Annotated in this window: 20 protein-coding genes; 3 read left to right on the top strand and 17 right to left on the bottom strand. The window is 41.0% G+C overall.

The window, feature by feature from the left end; all coding sequences use genetic code 11:
* Positions 1–224: 224 nt before the first annotated feature.
* The 11 genes from V7097_RS03760 to V7097_RS03710 all read right to left on the bottom strand — a co-directional run bounded on the left by V7097_RS03760 (position 225) and on the right by V7097_RS03710 (position 9,462).
* A complete protein-coding gene (locus V7097_RS03760; protein ID WP_335702254.1) occupies positions 225–521 on the bottom strand; it encodes a DNA-directed RNA polymerase subunit beta in 297 nt (98 codons plus the stop codon).
* Positions 522–601: 80 nt separating this feature from the next.
* Positions 602–1,444 carry a flagellar hook-basal body protein gene (locus tag V7097_RS03755; RefSeq protein WP_335702253.1) on the bottom strand — a complete coding sequence of 281 codons (843 nt, stop codon included), beginning with the start codon at positions 1,442–1,444 and terminating at the stop codon, positions 602–604.
* Between the two features lie 148 nt (positions 1,445–1,592).
* Positions 1,593–2,429, bottom strand: coding sequence for a flagellar hook-basal body protein (locus V7097_RS03750; RefSeq protein ID WP_335702252.1), 837 nt, complete (start codon positions 2,427–2,429; stop codon positions 1,593–1,595).
* 160 nt (positions 2,430–2,589) lie between these two features.
* Complete coding sequence (locus V7097_RS03745) at positions 2,590–3,591, bottom strand: rod shape-determining protein (protein WP_335702251.1); 1,002 nt, start codon at positions 3,589–3,591, stop codon at positions 2,590–2,592.
* 148 nt (positions 3,592–3,739) lie between these two features.
* Positions 3,740–4,015: a sporulation transcriptional regulator SpoIIID gene (gene spoIIID / locus V7097_RS03740; RefSeq protein ID WP_010677153.1), complete on the bottom strand. Its 276-nt coding sequence runs from the start codon at positions 4,013–4,015 to the stop codon at positions 3,740–3,742.
* Positions 4,016–4,811: 796 nt separating this feature from the next.
* The gene (locus V7097_RS03735) at positions 4,812–5,339 is read right to left on the bottom strand and encodes a chromate transporter (RefSeq protein WP_335702250.1); all 528 of its coding nucleotides are present in this window, start codon (positions 5,337–5,339) and stop codon (positions 4,812–4,814) included.
* A complete protein-coding gene (locus V7097_RS03730) occupies positions 5,336–5,887 on the bottom strand; it encodes a chromate transporter (protein WP_335702361.1) in 552 nt (183 codons plus the stop codon). The genes V7097_RS03735 and V7097_RS03730 overlap by 4 nt, the downstream gene beginning before the upstream one ends.
* Before the next feature lie 218 nt (positions 5,888–6,105).
* Positions 6,106–6,711 carry a pyroglutamyl-peptidase I gene (gene pcp, locus V7097_RS03725; RefSeq protein ID WP_335702249.1) on the bottom strand — a complete coding sequence of 202 codons (606 nt, stop codon included), beginning with the start codon at positions 6,709–6,711 and terminating at the stop codon, positions 6,106–6,108.
* Between the two features lie 13 nt (positions 6,712–6,724).
* Entirely contained in the window at positions 6,725–7,255 is a 531-nt protein-coding gene (locus V7097_RS03720; RefSeq protein WP_335702248.1) for a chromate transporter, read from the bottom strand.
* Positions 7,252–7,827: a chromate transporter gene (locus V7097_RS03715; RefSeq protein WP_335702247.1), complete on the bottom strand. Its 576-nt coding sequence runs from the start codon at positions 7,825–7,827 to the stop codon at positions 7,252–7,254. The genes V7097_RS03720 and V7097_RS03715 overlap by 4 nt, the downstream gene beginning before the upstream one ends.
* A 24-nt stretch (positions 7,828–7,851) precedes the next feature.
* A complete protein-coding gene (locus V7097_RS03710) occupies positions 7,852–9,462 on the bottom strand; it encodes a gamma-glutamyltransferase family protein (protein WP_335702246.1) in 1,611 nt (536 codons plus the stop codon).
* A gap of 245 nt (positions 9,463–9,707) precedes the next feature.
* On the opposite strand from V7097_RS03710, the gene V7097_RS03705 reads away from it, so the two are divergent.
* Both V7097_RS03705 and V7097_RS03700 read left to right on the top strand, forming a co-directional pair.
* Positions 9,708–10,157 carry an Lrp/AsnC family transcriptional regulator gene (locus V7097_RS03705; RefSeq protein WP_335702245.1) on the top strand — a complete coding sequence of 150 codons (450 nt, stop codon included), beginning with the start codon at positions 9,708–9,710 and terminating at the stop codon, positions 10,155–10,157.
* 109 nt (positions 10,158–10,266) lie between these two features.
* Positions 10,267–11,001: a polysaccharide deacetylase family protein gene (locus tag V7097_RS03700; protein WP_335702244.1), complete on the top strand. Its 735-nt coding sequence runs from the start codon at positions 10,267–10,269 to the stop codon at positions 10,999–11,001.
* 95 nt (positions 11,002–11,096) lie between these two features.
* Here the strand turns inward: V7097_RS03700 and V7097_RS03695 are convergent, their stop codons facing one another.
* The gene (locus V7097_RS03695; protein ID WP_438824190.1) at positions 11,097–13,544 is read right to left on the bottom strand and encodes a S8 family serine peptidase; all 2,448 of its coding nucleotides are present in this window, start codon (positions 13,542–13,544) and stop codon (positions 11,097–11,099) included.
* Between the two features lie 353 nt (positions 13,545–13,897).
* Here V7097_RS03695 and V7097_RS03685 point away from each other — a divergent pair, with 353 nt between their 5' ends.
* Positions 13,898–14,263: a cupredoxin domain-containing protein gene (locus V7097_RS03685; RefSeq protein ID WP_335702243.1), complete on the top strand. Its 366-nt coding sequence runs from the start codon at positions 13,898–13,900 to the stop codon at positions 14,261–14,263.
* A 33-nt stretch (positions 14,264–14,296) separates the two neighbouring features.
* Here V7097_RS03685 and V7097_RS03680 read toward each other — a convergent pair whose 3' ends face one another.
* The 5 genes from V7097_RS03680 to V7097_RS03660 all read right to left on the bottom strand — a co-directional run bounded on the left by V7097_RS03680 (position 14,297) and on the right by V7097_RS03660 (position 17,815).
* Positions 14,297–15,076, bottom strand: a complete 780-nt coding sequence (locus tag V7097_RS03680) for an ABC transporter permease (protein ID WP_335702242.1) — start codon at positions 15,074–15,076, stop codon at positions 14,297–14,299.
* Positions 15,073–15,984: an ABC transporter ATP-binding protein gene (locus V7097_RS03675; protein WP_335702241.1), complete on the bottom strand. Its 912-nt coding sequence runs from the start codon at positions 15,982–15,984 to the stop codon at positions 15,073–15,075. The genes V7097_RS03680 and V7097_RS03675 overlap by 4 nt, the downstream gene beginning before the upstream one ends.
* 1 nt (position 15,985) lies before the next feature.
* Entirely contained in the window at positions 15,986–16,174 is a 189-nt protein-coding gene (locus V7097_RS03670) for a PLD nuclease N-terminal domain-containing protein (RefSeq protein ID WP_335702240.1), read from the bottom strand.
* Between the two features lie 148 nt (positions 16,175–16,322).
* The gene (locus tag V7097_RS03665; protein ID WP_335702239.1) at positions 16,323–16,751 is read right to left on the bottom strand and encodes a DMP19 family protein; all 429 of its coding nucleotides are present in this window, start codon (positions 16,749–16,751) and stop codon (positions 16,323–16,325) included.
* A gap of 176 nt (positions 16,752–16,927) precedes the next feature.
* Positions 16,928–17,815, bottom strand: coding sequence for a M23 family metallopeptidase (locus V7097_RS03660; protein WP_335702238.1), 888 nt, complete (start codon positions 17,813–17,815; stop codon positions 16,928–16,930).
* Positions 17,816–18,417 lie beyond the last annotated feature (602 nt).

Genomic DNA, 18,417 nt, shown 5'->3' with positions numbered 1-18,417 from the left:
GACATCAGGAAGTGGCGTTTCTAGTCTTTGATCCTAAATTCGAAAATGTTCCTTTGAAGATCTGAGGCATCCGCCGGAGACTCTAACTTTATTCAGTAAAAGTTAAAGACTTCTACTGAATAAAGTTAGCTTATAATGCCTATTATAATACAAGTATTAAGTAAAGTTGTAAACCTCATCGGCGAAGCGTTTATTATCATAAAAAAAGAAGGCGTATGCCCTCTTTATTTTTCTGCATCTTTATTGACAAGGTCTACAATATGCTGCCATGTTTCCTTTTTCAAGGCATCACTCGGATTTCCATCTCCAATGACTCCGTAACCTACAACCACACCAACCATGATGCTAGCTGCAAAAAGAACAACGACAAGCAAAAGTCGTATCCAAATCGGAATTAAGCGAATTCGAAGTTTTCCTTCCCGCTTCTTTTTCGGCTCTTTTCCCGTATTCTTTTCTTCGTCACGCGCTTTTCGAAATTCTTCGCGTGATTTTACTTGTGTATTGTTAAGTTCACTTGTCACTGAGATTACCCCTTATCTTTAGGTTGTTGCCCGAGTTACGCCGATTGTCTGCTTTATTTTATAGTATCTGCGTAGTTCAATTATCGTATTCCATTCACAAGTCCCATCATCTGGTCTGAGATAGAGATTGACTTTGCATTAAATTGATATGAGCGTTGGGTCAATAACAGATCCGACATTTCAGTTGTCAAATCAACGTTTGATTGTTCAAGTGCTCCTTGTTGCATACTCACTTGTTCACGCAAAGCACCTTGAAGAGATACGAGAACGTCATCTGCTACGATTCCAAGCTCAGCTAAGTCAGGTAACGCAAATTGATTTTGTCCCACTGCTTGAAGAAGCTGTGGCTTATTTATCTGCACAACTGATAGACTAAATGTTTGTGGCGCACCTGCCTCAGGAACAACTGTTAATTCCCCATTTGTTGATATTTTTATTTCTTTAAAATTGTCTACAAACACAATTGGCTCTCCGTCTTGGTCTAAAACAGGATGACCACCACTTGTCACGAGGGAAACGCGATTTGTTCCATCAGCTGCAGGAGACAAATAAAGTGCACCTTCCCTTGTAAAACGAGGGACTTGGATGCCGTTTTCATCCACCAACACCTGTAAAAACTGATTTTCCTTCGTAAACGCAATATCAAGCTCGCGATCTGTTGATTTAATTGCACCTTGGGTCATCATCATATTCGTAGACCCGAGTCGTGCACCAACTCCTACTCGAATTCCATTAGGGGTTACGCGACCTTCCTCTTGCGCGTTAACGGGTTGATTATTGAATTGTTGGGATAAAAGCTCACTAAAGTTAACCTGGCGCTTTTTATAGCCGGTCGTATCGATATTTGCTAGATTATGTCCAATTGTATCAAGCTGTTTTTGCAACTGACTCATCGTATTTGTTGCTGTGATCATCGAGCGCATTTAGAGCCCTCCCTTGCTTTTCCTCAATGTCTAGTTTCAGGCGCCATCGGCTCGAGGTCATAAGCCAATCGCTTCGGAAGGTAAAATGCACCTTCTGTCAGCGCTCGTCTTATGCTTGTCGCCTAATGCCACGCGCCTTGCACTTTTCTTATAATCTTCCAATCTCGTTAACCGCTTTGTCCATACTCTTATCATATGCCTGAAGCACTTTTTGGTTGGCTTCGAATGTACGGTATGCAGTCATCATTTCTGTCATCGCCTGACTCACATCCACATTTGAACCTTCAAGGAATCCTTGTTTTAACGTATAAGTCACTCCAGGATTTGCTGCCGCATTTGGAAGCACTATACCATCATTTGTCCGGAACAGGCCAGTTCCTTCTTTAATCAGGTTCAATGGATTTTCTGAAAAAGCAATGCCCAGACGCGACCCGGTTTGACCGTTAATTAATAGGCTACCATCGGCTGACAAGTCAAACTGATCATTTTCAAGTGCAATCCGATTTCCATTTTCATCGAGCACATAAAAGCCTTCGTTTGTTGTTAAATATCCAGCTGGGTCAACTGTAAAGTTCCCGTTTCTTGTATATCGTACATCACCGTTTGCATTTTGTACGGTAAAAAACAAGGAACCTGGTTTATTTGTTTCCGTATTGATTGGCAGGTTTCCATTCACCAACGCCACATCTGTAGCAAGCCCTGTTTCGCGGATATCTCCTTGCTTGAACAACGGAATCATTTCCTGCATGTACACACCTGTATTAAGACCACCGATCCCGCTCGATGTCCGAAGATTGCCACCATTTTTAGCAGGGCTTTGCACACCTTCAAGACGTTGCATAAGCATTTCTGGAAATGCACGTAAAGAACCTTGGTCCACTTTGTAGCCTGGTGTATTGGCATTTGCAATATTGTTCGTTAGCATTTCAGTACGACGCTGCTGAGCAAGCATTCCAGCTGCTGCAGAATAAAATCCACGTAACATGAGCTCACCTCCTAATTCCATATCCGAACATTAGTCTACTTTTTATTATAGTGGGAAATCCCTATTTCTTCATCTGTAAAATATAGCCACGCCAAATTTTTTATATAGAGGAAAGGACCTGCCAATCTTGGTGAGGTCCTTTCCCTAACATTAATATAGTTTACACTAATTTTCTGCGTGGTAGCTTGTCCAAGTTTTCAAGCATAATGCCTGTACCGATTGCCACACACTCCATTGGGTTTTCAGCAATTAATACAGGAACACGTAATTCTTCTGCTAAAAGCTGATCTATTCCGTGAAGCAATGCTCCACCACCCGTTAAAATGACGCCACGATCAATGATATCCGCAGAAAGCTCAGGCGGAGTTCTTTCAAGAACGCTTTTCGCAGCTTGTACAATTGCAGAAACTGGTTCACGTAGGGCTTTTTCGATTTCATCAGATTTGATCGTCAGTGTGCGAGGTAAACCTGTTACCATGTCACGTCCACGAATGTCAATTTCTTCATTACGTGAATTTTGGAAAACAGTCGCTACCTGAATCTTAATGTTTTCAGCCGTTCTTTCCCCGATTAACAGCTTGTACTCGCGCTTGATATAGCTTAGAATTTCCGCATCAAATGTGTCCCCAGCCATTTTTATAGAAGAGGCGGTGACGATATCGCCCATTGATAATACTGCAACATCTGTAGTACCACCGCCAATATCTACGACCATGTTTCCACTTGGTTGGAAGATGTCCATTCCTGCTCCAATCGCAGCAACCTTTGGTTCTTCCTCAAGATAGATTTTCTTTCCACCGCTTTTTTCTGCAGCTTCCTTAATTGCTTTTTGCTCAACAGAAGTAATGTTTGTTGGGCAGCAAATTAGAATTCTTGGTTTTGAAAGAAAGCCTTTTACATTTAACTTATTGATAAAATGCTTCAGCATCGCTTCAGTAACATCAAAATCTGCTATAACGCCGTCTCTTAATGGGCGAATCGCGACAATATTTCCAGGTGTACGACCCACCATACGTCTTGCTTCCTCACCAACAGCTAAAACCTTACCAGTGTTTTTATCTAATGCCACAACAGATGGCTCGTTCAATACAATTCCTTTACCTTTTACGTGTATAAGTACGTTCGCAGTTCCTAGATCGATTCCGATATCTCTAGCTAACATTTGAGTAACTTTCCTCCTTGCATTTAAACACAAATGCACATTATTTTCCTAATTATATATTCTATCACAATTTAACATTTTAAATAGTTATTTTGTAAAATTTTTGTAGGAAAATGTCGTAAATGCTAGGAAGAAAGCCCCAATCATGTTATTTCACAGGTTCTTCTTGTAATTCTTCTTCTTTTTTATACTTAAGCTTTGTCGCTTCTCCACCCCGTAAATGCCTTATCGATTTATGGTAATCCAGGATTTCTTTTACTTCGTTTGCTAGTTCGGGATTGATTTCAGGTAGCCTTTCGGTTAAATCTTTATGGACAGTACTTTTGGAAACTCCAAATTCTTTCGCAATTACGCGAACTGTTTTTCTTGTCTCCACGATATACTTTCCAATCTTGATAGTTCGTTCTTTGATGTAATCGTGCACACTACTCGCCCTCCCTATGTGGATGTGAGAAGTGTGAAATGAGAAACGTTCTTGCTTCAACGAAGAAGTCGTTTAGTTTGGATAATATTCGTATATGAATTGCTGGATCTTTGAAGACGGTTTACGCCCCCTCACCTCAAACACTCTCTTTGTTAGGTTTGTAACATTTTATTAGCTTGGTTGAGGGATTATGCTAAAAAGTCAAGAGGGACAAGGCTTTTATCAAAATATTTTTAAAAAATGCTTGTTTTTTCAGCATGGACAAGCCATTTTGATCCTTGGACAACCAGTGTTCCTCAAAAAATCCTGCTTTGATTTTCGGTCGTTCTGGGTTCGTTTCCCTAAATCTTCAAAAAGTAGTAGGAGTTAAGTGAAATCGAGAGGCTTTTGTAAATGAAAAAAGATAGTAAATCCGTTAAATTACGGTCAGCGCATTTCGACCTAATCATTCGTTATTCCCGTCAATTCGAATATTTCCTGAGAAATTTGTCGTTTTGGGTTAACAAATGCAGCTGCCTTCATATCCTTTTTGCACTCCATATTCTCTACTAATCTATCGACTAGCTGAAATGTGCCACCCAAAATAATGCCATATTCCAAGGATTAAATTTGCAAACAATGATGAAAGGGGAGTAAGATTTCTTTTTGAAAATCTAACTGCTTGACACGATTTGGTTTTTGGTTATTTCAGGAAAAAGATAATACAAACGACCTATTTTGAAGTATTTTTTTAATCTTTACAAAAATGCCCAAACCATAAACCCTTTTAATGATTGTCCTTTTAGAAAAATCCTCCCTACAACAACACAGCCCCATACACAAGCGAACCGATAATGACATACGCGGGGTGGACCTTCCATTTTTCTAGCAGCAAAAAACTTAGCACTACTAAAATAATTGTATGCATCAACCCGGCATCTTCATACGACTCCTCAAAAAAGCGATATGCCATTGCGCCCAAAAGAACAGCGATTGTCGGACGAATATAGTTTGTCATTCGCTTTACTTTCGGAGAGTGCTTAAATTTTTTCAATATACTAAGCAAGCCAAGCATCAATATCAAGGAAGGGGCAACCGTTGCAAAAGTGGCAACCGCCGCACCCAAAATCCCTGCTTGCTGAAATCCGATATACCCAGCCATTTTTGTGGCAATTGGACCTGGCAACGCGTTCCCAATCGCAATCATTTCACTAAACTCATGGACAGAAAGCCATTGATAGCGATGAACAACTTCATTTTCAACAAGTGGAATTGACGCAGGGCCGCCACCATAGCCAAGAATTCCTGGAATGAAAAAGGCAATAAAAAGCTGCATATAGATCATGATAGTTTCTCCTCCTGCTTGTCCTTTTTCAATAAGGCAAGCACCAGTAAGACGCCTACCAAAATGCCTGGATGTACACCAATTAGATCTAAAACCAGGACACTAACCACTCCAAGCATAATTGCTTTTGTCCAACCCAGCCCTTTTTTAGCATTTATGAAGAATTCCCAAGTTAGTTGAGCTAGCATAACCCCAACCACAGCCAGCACTGCCTTTGTCATTCCCTGTACCCATGCTAGATTTTTAAAAGAGGTCAATGAGGTGAGCAATACAATCATTAATACGATTGTCGGGATTGTGATTGCCAACACGGCATTGATCATCCCAATCCAACCGCCGACGCGATAGCCGATATAGCCTGCCATTTTTGTCGCGATCGGCCCGGGCAGTGTGTTTCCAAGTGCGAGGATATCACCAAAGTCGTCGTCACTCAGCCATTTGTAGCGATCAACTGCTTCATTATGGATTAGCGGAATTGATGAAGGGCCGCCCCCATATCCAAGTAAGCCCACTTTGAAAAATGCATAAAAAATATGAAATTGCTTCATTTTATTAGTCCTTTCATAATTGAAAAAGAGGAAGCCCAAATCAGGCTTCCTCTTAGTGTTTTTCAAATATTGGTCTTGTATTCAAATGGTTTGTTGGCTAATGGCCATAAACTTCGATTATTAGCTATATCTTTTGATTATTGACCATAAATTTCAATTATCAGCTATATTTTTTATTTATTGGCCATATCCTGTTTGTTGAACCGTATCCCACAACTTTACTCTCCAAGTACCTCAATCATGGCGCGGATTGATGCTGTTAGATCCGCTAACGACCAGCTCGGAATTCCATTTTTCTGAAGTGCAAGCTCATGTGAGGCTGGAATATGAATAAATCCCGCACGCATCGGGAGATTCTCCCGTTCAACTTTATGCAATACCGAGTACATGACATTGTTGCAAAGATACGTCCCTGCAGTGTTTGAAATCGCAGCTGGGTATCCTTTCGCAACCGACGCATCGACAAATGCCCGAATCGGCAATGTAGAAAAATAACCCGCTGAACCGTCTTCTTCGATCGGTACATCCCGCAATTTCACACCACTGTTATCAGCCGCCCCATCACGACAGTTGATTGCTATCCGCTCGGGTGTGACTTTATTTCTACCTGCTGAAAGCCCTAACGAAATCACGACATCCGGCTTGACCTCATTGACATGTTCGATACATTGTTTAGCTGATTCTGCAAAATCAACCGGCAGTACCTTTCCGACAATCTCATATCCACCGATTGTTTGCCCCTCCAACCTCTTCACGATTTCCTCAGTTGGATTGATTGGATTATCTAAAAATGGAACAAATCCTGTTAGTAATAGTTTTTTCATTCTCCACACCCCATTATGCTAGAAAAAATGCGCCGTAGCCTAATGCCCCAATGATGACATAGGCTGGGTGAACCTTCAGCTTTTCCATTAGAACAAAGCTTACCACAATGATAATGATTGTTTGCCATATGCCCGCATCTGCATACGATGTTGTGAAAAAGCTAATTGTCAATGTACCTAGTAATACCGCAATTGCCGGGCGAACATAGCTTGACATGCGTTTTACCTTTGGGGAATCCTTATGTTTGTATAAAAAGCCTAGTAAGACAATCATCAAAATAAGAGAAGGTGCCACAGTAGCAAAGACTGCAATAATGGAACCTGGTATTCCCCCTACTTCATACCCAATATAGCCCGCCATTTTTGTAGCGATTGGGCCAGGCAAGGAATTTCCGAGAGCAAGCACCTCACTGAATTCAGAAACCGTTAACCAGCCGTAGCGTCCAACTACCTCATTTTCAACAAGAGGAATGGATGACGGTCCACCACCATACCCAACAATCCCTGGTATAAAAAAGGCTAAGAAAATTTGCCAATAAATCACATGCCAACACCCTTTTCTATTCTGTGATCAGCTTGTTTCGCTTTGTCTCTCTTGACAATCGCAGCGACAAGCAGCACCCCAATGATGATGCCTGGGTGTATTCCAACAAACTCAATTAACACAAAACTCACAACGATGATTCCCGCTGCAACTTTCCATCCTAAAGATTCCTTTGACTTTTTCAAAAAGTCCCATGTTAATGTCGCCATCATGACACAAACTACAGGAATTACCGCCTTTACCATCCCGTGAACCCAAGGCTGATCCTTTATAGATGATAAAAAGGTTAATAAAAGAATCATGAGTACAATTGTAGGAAGAATAGATGACAGCAGTGCAGTCAACATTCCTAGAATTCCTGCTACGCGGTAGCCGATGTAGCCCGCCATTTTTGTATTAATCGGCCCTGGTAACGTGTTCCCTAGTGCGAGTACATCTGAAAATTCGTCATCGGTCATCCATTTGTACGTTTCAACGACCTCTTTATGAACGAGAGGTATGGAGGAAGGACCGCCTCCATACCCCAAAATCCCCGATCGAAAAAAGGCGATAAATAAATTAAGGTATTTCATACTATCATCTCATTTCCGTTTTGTTTACCATGATGCAATACTACCGTCCGTTCTCGCTTCCGTACCACCTGCAAGAACACCAGTCTTCGGGTCTCTCCAAATGATTTGACCGCGACCAAAGCTGCCGCCATCAAGAGCAATCTGAATTTGGTGACCACGTCTAGCAAGCGCCTGAGCAACATGTGCTGGGAAATTTGGTTCAACCAACACCTTTTTATCTTCAATCCATTGCCATCTCGGTGAGTCAAGTGCCGCCTGCGGGTTCAAATGGAAATCAATCGTGTTCATAATCACTTGCGTGTGGCCTTGTGGCTGCATGTATCCACCCATGACACCAAACGGGCCAACTGCTTCGCCGTCCTTTGTTAAAAATCCTGGAATAATCGTGTGGTACGTCTTTTTACCCGGCTCTAATGCATTTTCATGCGTTGGGTCTAATGAAAAATCATGGCCGCGGTTTTGCAGGGAAATTCCTGTCCCCGGAATCACAATTCCTGAACCAAAGCCCATGTAGTTACTCTGAATATAGGAAATCATGTTTCCTTCAGAGTCAGCTGCTGCTAAATACACGGTTCCTCCACGTGGTGGTGTTCCTGGTTCTGGCGTTAGTGCTTCTTCTCCAATCAAGCTTCGTCTTTCAGCCGCAAACTCTTCTGATAAAAGCTGTGCTGCCGTCACCGACATTTTTTCAGGATCGGTTACATATTTTTTTCCATCCGAAAATGCTAGTTTCATAGCTTCAATTTGTTTATGGTAGGTTTCAACTGATTCTTTTTCCTTGATGTCAAAGCCATTCAAGATGCCCAGCGCCATTAATGCGACAATACCCTGACCGTTTGGTGGAATCTCCCATACATCATAGCCGCGGTAATTGACTGAAATCGGCTGAACCCATTCAGGTTTATAGTCTGCTAGATCCTCTTTTGAAAGAAAGCCACCGTGTTCCTTGAAAAAGGCATCGATTTTATCGGCTAGCTCACCTCTGTAAAAGCTTTCTGCATTTGTTTCCGCTATGGAACGTAACGTATTCGCGTGACCCTCGGAGCTCCAAACCTCACCAATTTCAGGAGTGCGTCCCTGTGGAGCAAATGTGTCAAACCAGCCTTTGTATTCTGGCGTTGTAAAAGTTTCTTTAAATCTTTTATAGGCACCCTTCCAGTATTTTGCTAGAACAGGTGATAATGGGTAGCCTTCCTCCGCATACTTGATTGCCGGCTTTAAAACTTCTGATAATGGAAGTTTTCCGAAACGTCGGGACAGCTCTGCCCACGCGGAAGGAACACCCGGTACGGTAACTGGAAGTAAGCCAAATGTCGGCATTTCTTCGTGACCTCTTGCTTTTACGGCATCAATTGAAATGCTTTTTGGTGCCGGACCGCTCGCGTTTAGACCATGCAGCTCACCCTTCACCCATACAAGCGCGAAGGCATCCCCACCGATTCCATTTGAGGTAGGTTCAACAACGGTTAAGGTTGCTGCCGTTGCGATTGCCGCATCAATGGCATTTCCGCCTTTTTTCAGAATGTCCAACCCTGCTTGTGCCGCTAATGGCTGCGACGTAGCGACCATCCCATTTTTCGCAAAAGTCGCCATTCGTTGTGAAGCATACGGGTAATTCAAGTAATCCAAGTTCATTTTCAAAATCCCCCTTCTATGTACCCCATAATTTACAATTGTTAGTTATTTTTCAAAAATTGATTAACAAACGGAATTTTTTGTTTATAATTATGATTATAATTGAAATTTCAAATATATTCTATAATTTTAATAAAATAAGTAAAAACGCAGGTAGATGAAGCTTACAGCTATTAACATATCGTAAGCATGTCCAATTGCTTGGATGTATGTTGTCGAAAAAAAATTGAATTGTGGGGATGTCTATGAAGATCGATGAAACGGATAAAAAAATTCTCGAACTGTTAACGATAAATGGGAGAATGTCCTACGTGGATATTGGAAAAGAGCTTGGTCTTTCAAGGGTATCGATTCGTGAGCGCGTCAACCAACTCATGGACAATGGCGTGATTGAAAAGTTTTCCGTTGTGATTAATTCTGAAAAAGTAGGAAAAGGAGTGTCCGCCTTTTTTGAAGTAGACTGTGAACCGGCTTCACTTGTAAGAGTGGCAGAGACGCTCGCAAATAATCCGAGTGTTGCAAGCTGCTACCAGATGACAGGACCGAGTACCTTGCACATGCACGTTCTTGTCGAGGACTTTGTAAAGCTTGAAAATTTTATTAATGAAGAGCTTTATAGTTTAGACGGGATTACGAGGGTGGAAAGTCATATATTGTTGAGACGATTTAAAAGTCGTACAGGTCTTAAATTGTAATGGTTGGATACTGGCCTGTTCATAAGGTAAGAGTCTTATTGAATTAAAGCTGTTTTGTTGAGGAATAATAAAATGAAAGTAATAAAAAAAATATAAAGCGAGGAGTCTTATGAAAAAGGTTACAATGTTTTTCCTATGTCTTCTTATAATAATTCTTCCATCACAAGTTTTTGCTCAAAGTAAAGTACCTATCTTAGTCTATCATTCGATTGATGAATTTAAAGGGCTGGGTTCTAAGGAGTTATATGTAACACCGGAGAATTTCGAGAAACAAATGATTTATCTAAGAGACCATGGCTTCACATTATTAACTTTTGATCGATGGGAAGAAATTAATAAAGTGGACAAACCCATTTTCATCACCTTTGATGATGGGTACAAAGACAATCTGAATGCTTTTGGTATCTTCCAAAAACTGCAGAGCGAACGTTTTAAACCAACTGGTACCACTTTTGTTATTTCTGACTTTATCGATCGCTCCAACCGATTATCGAAATCAGATATAAAAATGATGGCTGATTCGGGGATCATCTCAATACAGTCTCATACTGCTACACATCCTGATTTGATGAAAATAAAAAATATTGAATATGAACTAAAAGGCTCTAAAGATAAAATTCAAAAAATAACAGGCAAACCAGTTATTGCTCTTGCGTATCCATACGGAATTTTTAATAACAAGGTTGTAGCAGAAACAAAGAAACACTATTTGTTCGGACTTACGACAACGCCTGAACTGTTTTCTGAAAAGGGCATAAAAGACGAACTCTATCTTTTGCCACGGATCTATATCAAGTATTCAACTACTCTTGATGACTTTGCAAAGATTGTTGAAGGAGGATGAAGGATTCGTAAATTAACAAGGCAAGACCAATCGGTCCTGCCTTGTTTCATAGTTAAATGGTGTCAAGTCGAATGGGCCCGACACCATTTTTATCATTATTCGTATAGGAAGTTTGTTCCTGCTAGGTCTGTTTGACCTTTATATGTTGCATAAACATATACGTTGTAATAATAACCTTTTGGTAATTTAAAACCGTCAGAAAGTGTTCCATTCCAATCAAAATATTGATATCCTGCAGGAACGTTTTCATAGAGGGCAATGTCACCTAAGTATCCTAGTGGCTGACCATCAGCATTTGATAGGTAAACAAAGAAATCTGCTTCCTCTGCCCCTCCAGGGAAGAAGCCTCCAACCTGAGTTAAGTTACCATTGTCATCCAACGAAACAAATGCTGCTTCAGCACGAGGATAATCAGGTTCTTTCACAAATAGGATTGTCGGCACGTCAAATGTTTGCTTTCCATCACTAATTTTAATCGTACCCTCGTAATATCCTGACTCAAGCTTTCCTGCGTCCACTTGAACATTCAGATTTACTTTTTGTGATTGGCCAGCATTCACTTTTAAGTTGTTGCTTGTCATCACCTTAATGCCTGCTGGGTTTCCATCAAATGTAACATCAAAGCTATATGTTTTTCTTTCTTTTGAAAGATTTTTCAGTGTAAAATGCTGCTTCTCAACCTGCTTTCCTTTGTCCTTATAGAACACACCAAATGAATGGCTTCCAGGGGTTGCAAGTGTATTTGTGTTAATTGCTTCTAGTGGACGGATACTTCCAGCACCTTGTGTATTGTGCGGGTATATCTTTCCAGTCGAATCTTTTAACTCGGCTGCAGTATTCATTAATGCTGCTTTTACATCATCTACATTCCAATCAGGATGAGCTTGTAAAAGTAATGCCGCAGCACCTGCAACATGTGGAGATGCCATACTTGTCCCTTGGTATGCAGCATATCCATGTGGATTTGCAGGGTCATGAGTTGGAACCGTACTCGTGATATTTACACCAGGTGCAGACACATCTGGCTTAACCATCCATGTTCCTGTTACAGGTCCACGGGATGAGAAGTCAGCCATTGTTTCGTCTACTGAGCGCGCGAATGTAATATTGAAACTTACTTTATTGTTTCCTTTTTCAAGCTCTGCTAAAAGCTTGTTACCATCTGCTTGCGTTGTTTTAATAGTTGGTACAGCCATGCCCGCAACATCAGGAGTTTCTCCTGCTACGTTGTTATAAATAATCGCACCAACTGCACCAGCTGCTTTTGCTGCAGATGCCTTATCAACAAATGCGATACCAGCACCACGGCTAATTAACGCGATTTTACCATTTAGATCTTTTCCTTCAAACTCTGCTGGTGAGCCAAATCCAACATGTACAAACTCAAATTCCTTCCCATTTAAAGCTAGTAACTCGGCATCACTTGGGAATCCTTGCACCTTTGCCGAAGGATATTCAACACCTTCAGTCGTTGAAATTGATGCATTATACATGTTAAACGGAAGCTGTGTAGCCCCTACAGAAATGGCATCACGAGATGTACCTGGCGAACCTACTGTCCAATTATTTGGACCAGCGTTACCATTTGAAGTAACAGCTACTACTCCTTCTGCCATTGCCCAATCAAGTGCGATACTTGTTGCATAATCAGGATCGTTTAATGAGTTACCTAATGAAAGGTTCATGATATCAGCACCATCTTGAACAGCCTTCTCGATACCAGCGATAACGTTTTCAGTTGTACCACTACCACCAGGACCTAGTACACGATATGCCAATAGTTTTGCATCTGGTGCTACACCTTTTATTTGTCCGTTTGCAGCAACTGTACCTGATACGTGGGTACCATGTGCAGTTTCTTCACCACGAGGGTCTGCTTTCGGTGTTTCCTGTGGATCATTATCATTGTCTACAAAGTCATACCCTTTGTAATCACCAAATGCGTGCTTTAAATCAGGGTGAGTATAATCAGCACCTGTATCGATAACAGCTACTGTAATTCCTTTACCTGTAAAGCCTGTTTTCCATACTTTATCAACACCGATATGAGGGACACTTGCAAACATCGCTGGACTATAAGCATCTGGTGAAACAGGTTCACTCGCTTCACCTGTCACTCTATATTCCACATCCGGATATACTGCTTTTACCCCAGGTACAGCAAGCAGGGCCGGAACCTCGTTTGCTTTTAATTCAACAGAGAACCCCGAGAAAACATAATCGTACTCACGGTTCACTTTACTTGATTTTGAGGCTTGTTTCACTGAGTCCTTTACCTTTTGACGCTCTTTTGCTAGGTTTGCTTTTGATTGAGATTTACCAGCTTGTTTTGCTTCTACGATTGATGCTTCAGTAAGTTCCACGATAACTGTTGTAGATTTAGAGGATTTCAGATCTATGTTCCCATATAGTTCTGCTAATGCTTTCGGAGCAGAGGATTTTAAGTTGTTTGTTTGTGCGAATGCTCCCATTCCAAATGAAGAAAATGCTAATAAAAAGACTAATAGAATAAGTAAAGATTTAAGTGTTCGTTTTTTACCCATGACCTACGCTTCATCTCCCTATACAAAATATTGAGTCAGCCCATTTCCCTGTATAAACAGCCCCCTTTCTTCACAATTTTTTTGCGAGGCTTTTCCCAATATTACATAGATTCTACCTTTTTTCTTCTTTGTCCTTGAGTAAATATTCCTATTGTTTTGACAACAAACTCAATACTTATAAGACTATTTTCATAAAAAAATTCGTATTTACTCGAGGTTTGTAGTTTTGAATCAACAATTGAAAATACATGACTAAGAAAAAATGAAGGAACTAATTCGAATGGGTTTGGAGAATTGTCGTGATAATATTTTGCGAATTAGAAAAAGATAGTATTAGAAAGGAGGGATTGCAATTGACTAAGATAAAGTGGATAACAATATGGGGCGTTGTGCTTGCGTTGTTTGTGGTTGGCTCGATTGGTGTATTTGCCGAAACACAGCCTTTGGAGCCGATGAAAAAAATTGAGGTCGAAATCAACGATGATTACTTTAACCCGAAAGCCATCACGATTCCCCATGGAAAGCCGTTCGTGTTGGTCTTAAAAAACAACGGCGTTAAGGAACACACCTTCACAGTAGAAAAACTCGGAATTGACTATGAACTCAAACCAAGACAAATGAAAATTGTTACTGTGGAACCAAAAATGCCCGGTACATATGACCTCATATGTAGATACCATTTCAAGGAAGGAATGGTAGGAAAGGTAATCGTTAAATAACAAGGCAGGGCCAATCGGCCCCGCCTTGTTTCACTACGCTGCTCTTTCTTTTTTCGAGAAAAGATAGATTGCACTTATAAGCAAAACCAGAATTAATAGAAGTGAAACGGATAATGATAATGCAAATTGTTTATCCGGGCTTCCTGTTAATAGAAGTTTGCTTGCATGTGTTGAAAGTCTTGCCGGACTCCACATCATCCATTTTGATAATAATGAAGTGATTGCAGACAGCCCAATCGCCACCAACAACGACATAAATGCAACAAAAATATTGCTTTTAAACAGCGAGCTTAATAGAAGTGTGACCGTTACCAGGAACACAAGCCACGTTCCGTACACTAGTGATCCCTTCATTAATTCTTCAAACCCTATATCTCCAATTAGAACTCCGGTATAATACCAAGACGCTATGATTCCAAGTAAAAATGAACCGATTGTCATCAAAACGATACTGAGCCATTTTGCTGTAAGATAATTTGCAAACGAAACAGGTTTTACGAGAATGATATCGGACACGCCACTATTTTTCTCTGCTGCCACAATCCCCATAAACGCAAGTACCAACACAAGTATTCCGATTTGGCTATACTGGCCAAAGGTTCCCACGAGCACCTCTTGTGGCGATGGCACTGGAATATCAAAGGTAGATCCCTCTGGTAGCTCGCCCGCTGCTTTGATAATCTCAGGCAAATAATACGAGGTGACTGGTTGCATGATTCCTAGTAAAATGAAGACAAGTGGAATCCAGAGGATTTTAAAATTCCTCGTCATCTCTATCCATTCTTTTTTAAACAATATTGACCATTGCCTCATGACTTCACCACCTTCATGAATACGTCCTCAAGGGAAGATTGCCCAATTTTAAACGTTGAAACTGGTAACTTTTTAATTAAGATATCTTGTAAAATAGCATTTCGCGCTGCATTGAGCTCTGTTACAACGATTGTTGCCGCCGTGCGCTCCACGGTCACTTCATGAACCGACTCCATCGCAGTTAAGCCGTTTGCCCAGTCTGTAATATCCTTTTCTGCTTCAATAACGATTACATCATGCTGGTGCTTCTTTCTAAGACCCGTTAGCGAGTCACTTAACGCCAATTCACCTTTACGGATGATGACGATATCATCACAAACCTCTTCTGCATCATGCAACACATGTGTAGAGAAAAGAATCGTCGTTTTCTTTTTCAACTCTCGCATCATTTCAATGACCTCACGGCGACCGACAGGATCAAGCGCCGATACAGGTTCATCAAGCATTACTAGCTTTGGTTCGTGAATCATCGCTTGTGCAATTCCTAAGCGCTGCTTCATTCCACCCGAAAACCCGCCGATCTTCTTTTTCTTTGCATCAGCGAGTCCGACTAATTCTAGTAATTCATCCGCTTTTTGCTGTGATTCTTTTTTTGTTAGATGCGCAAGCTGGCCTACATAGACTAAAAATTCATTTGCTGACATCCAGTTGTAAAAAACCGGATGCTGTGGCAGGTAGCCAATGTATTTACGATTGTCGCCATTTTCCATGCCATCAAATGCAATTTTCCCCGAGGTTGGGTGAAGAAGTCCCGCTAGCATCCTTAGCGTTGTTGTTTTTCCCGCTCCATTTGGACCAAGTAGGGCGGTGCAGCTTCCTTTATTAATTTCAAAGGAAAGATTGTTTACCGCCGCTTCCTTCCCAAACCGTTTCACTAAATTTTCGATTGAGACTAGAGCTTCCACCATCCTACCTCTTCCTTCCAATGACAAAATAGAGAATCGGACCAAGTATACTGACTAAAAGGATGACAAACACCCATAAAATCTTTGGTCCATTTGTTTGTTCGCTTCTTACGAGGTCGACTAAAGCTGTCACCAATAAAATCAATTGAATCACGATAATCGGTGCGAAAATCGCCCAGTTAATATCTGCCATAGTGGATCACGTTCCCTTCAAATGTTTTTTCCGAAGATAGTACGTTTGGGGTTAGGAAAAAGTTCAGTAGGAATTAAATAAATTTGTGACAAATTGCCTAGCCCAATAAAAAACAGCAACCTTTTATAGTAAGATTGCTGTTTCTTTATTAGAGGAAATTGGTATGATTGCTCACAAAATAAGATTCTAGTAGCTGCCGAAGCTTGTCTTCTAGGCTGTAATATTCCTGGTCGGCTTTTTCAATCACATGATAAAATCGCGCTTCGTCAATTTCTCCCTTTTCTAAAGCAACAAATGTTTGCCACATGTCCTCACCATATTTTTGTAAAATAACAGCGTAGTCCTGTGCACCGATTTTTTCTAAAATATGGGTTATTTCTTTTATATACGTTGTCATTTCCACTTCTGCAATATACTCATGCCACCAGTTAAGCAAAGCCTCATGCCCGCCACTTTCAAGCTCTGAGTAGTACTGGAAAACTAGATAGGCATCGTTTAAGATTTTGTTTTCCGATGGAAAATTAATGTTGCAAATACTGTGGATGACTTCATTCCAGATTTCATCTGTATTTTTCATTTGGTTTGTCCTCTACTTTTTTACCTCATTATACTAAAAAAAGAACATTGTCCCACCAGAATTTTACAGAGATTCGTGACCTGTCCCATAAAAAAACCGACTACTCGGTTGGAGTAATCGGTTGGATTTTTAGCTAAAGGTTGCCACCACAGCTAGACTATAGTTTCTCTAAAGCCTTATGCTTTTGCCATTCCGATTGAAGCATCAGTTGAGTTTGCATTTTCTTCCTCATTTGATTCTTCATCGTCAGCAGGAGTGCCTTCTTCATCTGCTGGCTTCTTACTATCTTCTGGTTTCTCTTCTTCTTTAGGTTGCTTATCTTCTGCTGGTTGCTTGTCTTCTTCCTTGCTTGCAGCTTCTTTGTCTTCTGTTCCTTGCTTACTTTTTTCAAGTGAAGTTACAGATTGTCCAAAGTACTTAATTGGATCTACAGCTACACCGTTGTTGCGGATTTCAAAGTGAACGTGAATTGCTGCCTCTTTGTCATACTGATTTTCGCCAGCCATTCCAAGAACTTCACCTTGTTCAACAACGTCACCTTTTGCCACTTTTAAGTCTGCAAGAGATTGATACATTGTGATAACACCATCAGAATGCTCGATTTCCACAACATTTCCGTGTAGTGGATCCTTTTCTGCACGTGTTACTGTTCCAGCTAATGATGCAACCACTTCAAATGACTCACCATTTTTAGCGACGATGTCAATTCCTTTGTTAGGGGAATAAATATTGTTATAGACTACAAGAGCTGCTTCTTGCTTTTCTGCTGAAGCCTCTGCATCGTAGAATTCCCTAAAGACTTGGATTGCATCTTCGTCAATGACAGGCATCTTAAAGTTTTCTGCCGCTTGGTTTACCGGTAAACTTGGCTCTTCACCTGTAGCTGTTCCTGGCTGATTTTCGCCATTTTTTACATCATCTGCTACATCGTTATTGCCTGTGAACCATAAAACCGCGGTTAGAATGAGTGCTGCACTTACCAAATAGATTGCTGGAAATACCCAACGCTTTCTAAATAAACGTTGTAATTTTTGAGAAGTACGTTTCTTTTCTTCCTCTCTCATGTTCATCACCTCAGCAACCATTCTGAACACATTCGCGGAATTATATACATTTTCAAAAAAATTTTTTCGATTATTTTTCGACAAAGCCCAAAATATTATTCATAGATTCGAAAATTTATCGGAAAAGGGGCTTAATTGTGGGGACCAGGGGGACCAGAGGGACTGTTCTGGTGGTTCCTGTTGATGATGACCCTTTACCTGCGCCCGGTGTCGCGTTCGGGTCTTCATGAACTCGATGAAGGGGATTTGGCACTGGGACTGCTTGGGTTTTCCACTTCATATCCTTGATGAAGGGGAGTTGGTACTGGGACTTCTTGGGTTTTCCACTTCATAACCTCGATGAAGGGGATTTGGCACAGGGATTCTTGGGTTTTCCTCTTCATAACCTGGATGAAAGGGATTTGGAACTGGGACTCCTTGGGTTTTACACTTCATAACCCCGATGAAGACCTTTTCGCAACCGCCAGGAGCGCATTCCGGTCTTCATAACCTCGATGAAGACCGTTTCGCAACTGCCGGGAACGCGTTCAGGTCTTCATACCACCGATGAAGACCTTTTCGCAACCACCGAGAACGCGTTCGGGTCTTCATAACCCCAATGA

The organism is Bacillus sp. JJ1562 (genome assembly GCF_036962705.1).
GTDB lineage: Bacteria > Bacillota > Bacilli > Bacillales > Bacillaceae_L > Ferdinandcohnia.
The sequence above is the reverse complement of the archived record's forward strand: the minus strand, read 5'-3'. Positions and strand labels throughout refer to the sequence as shown.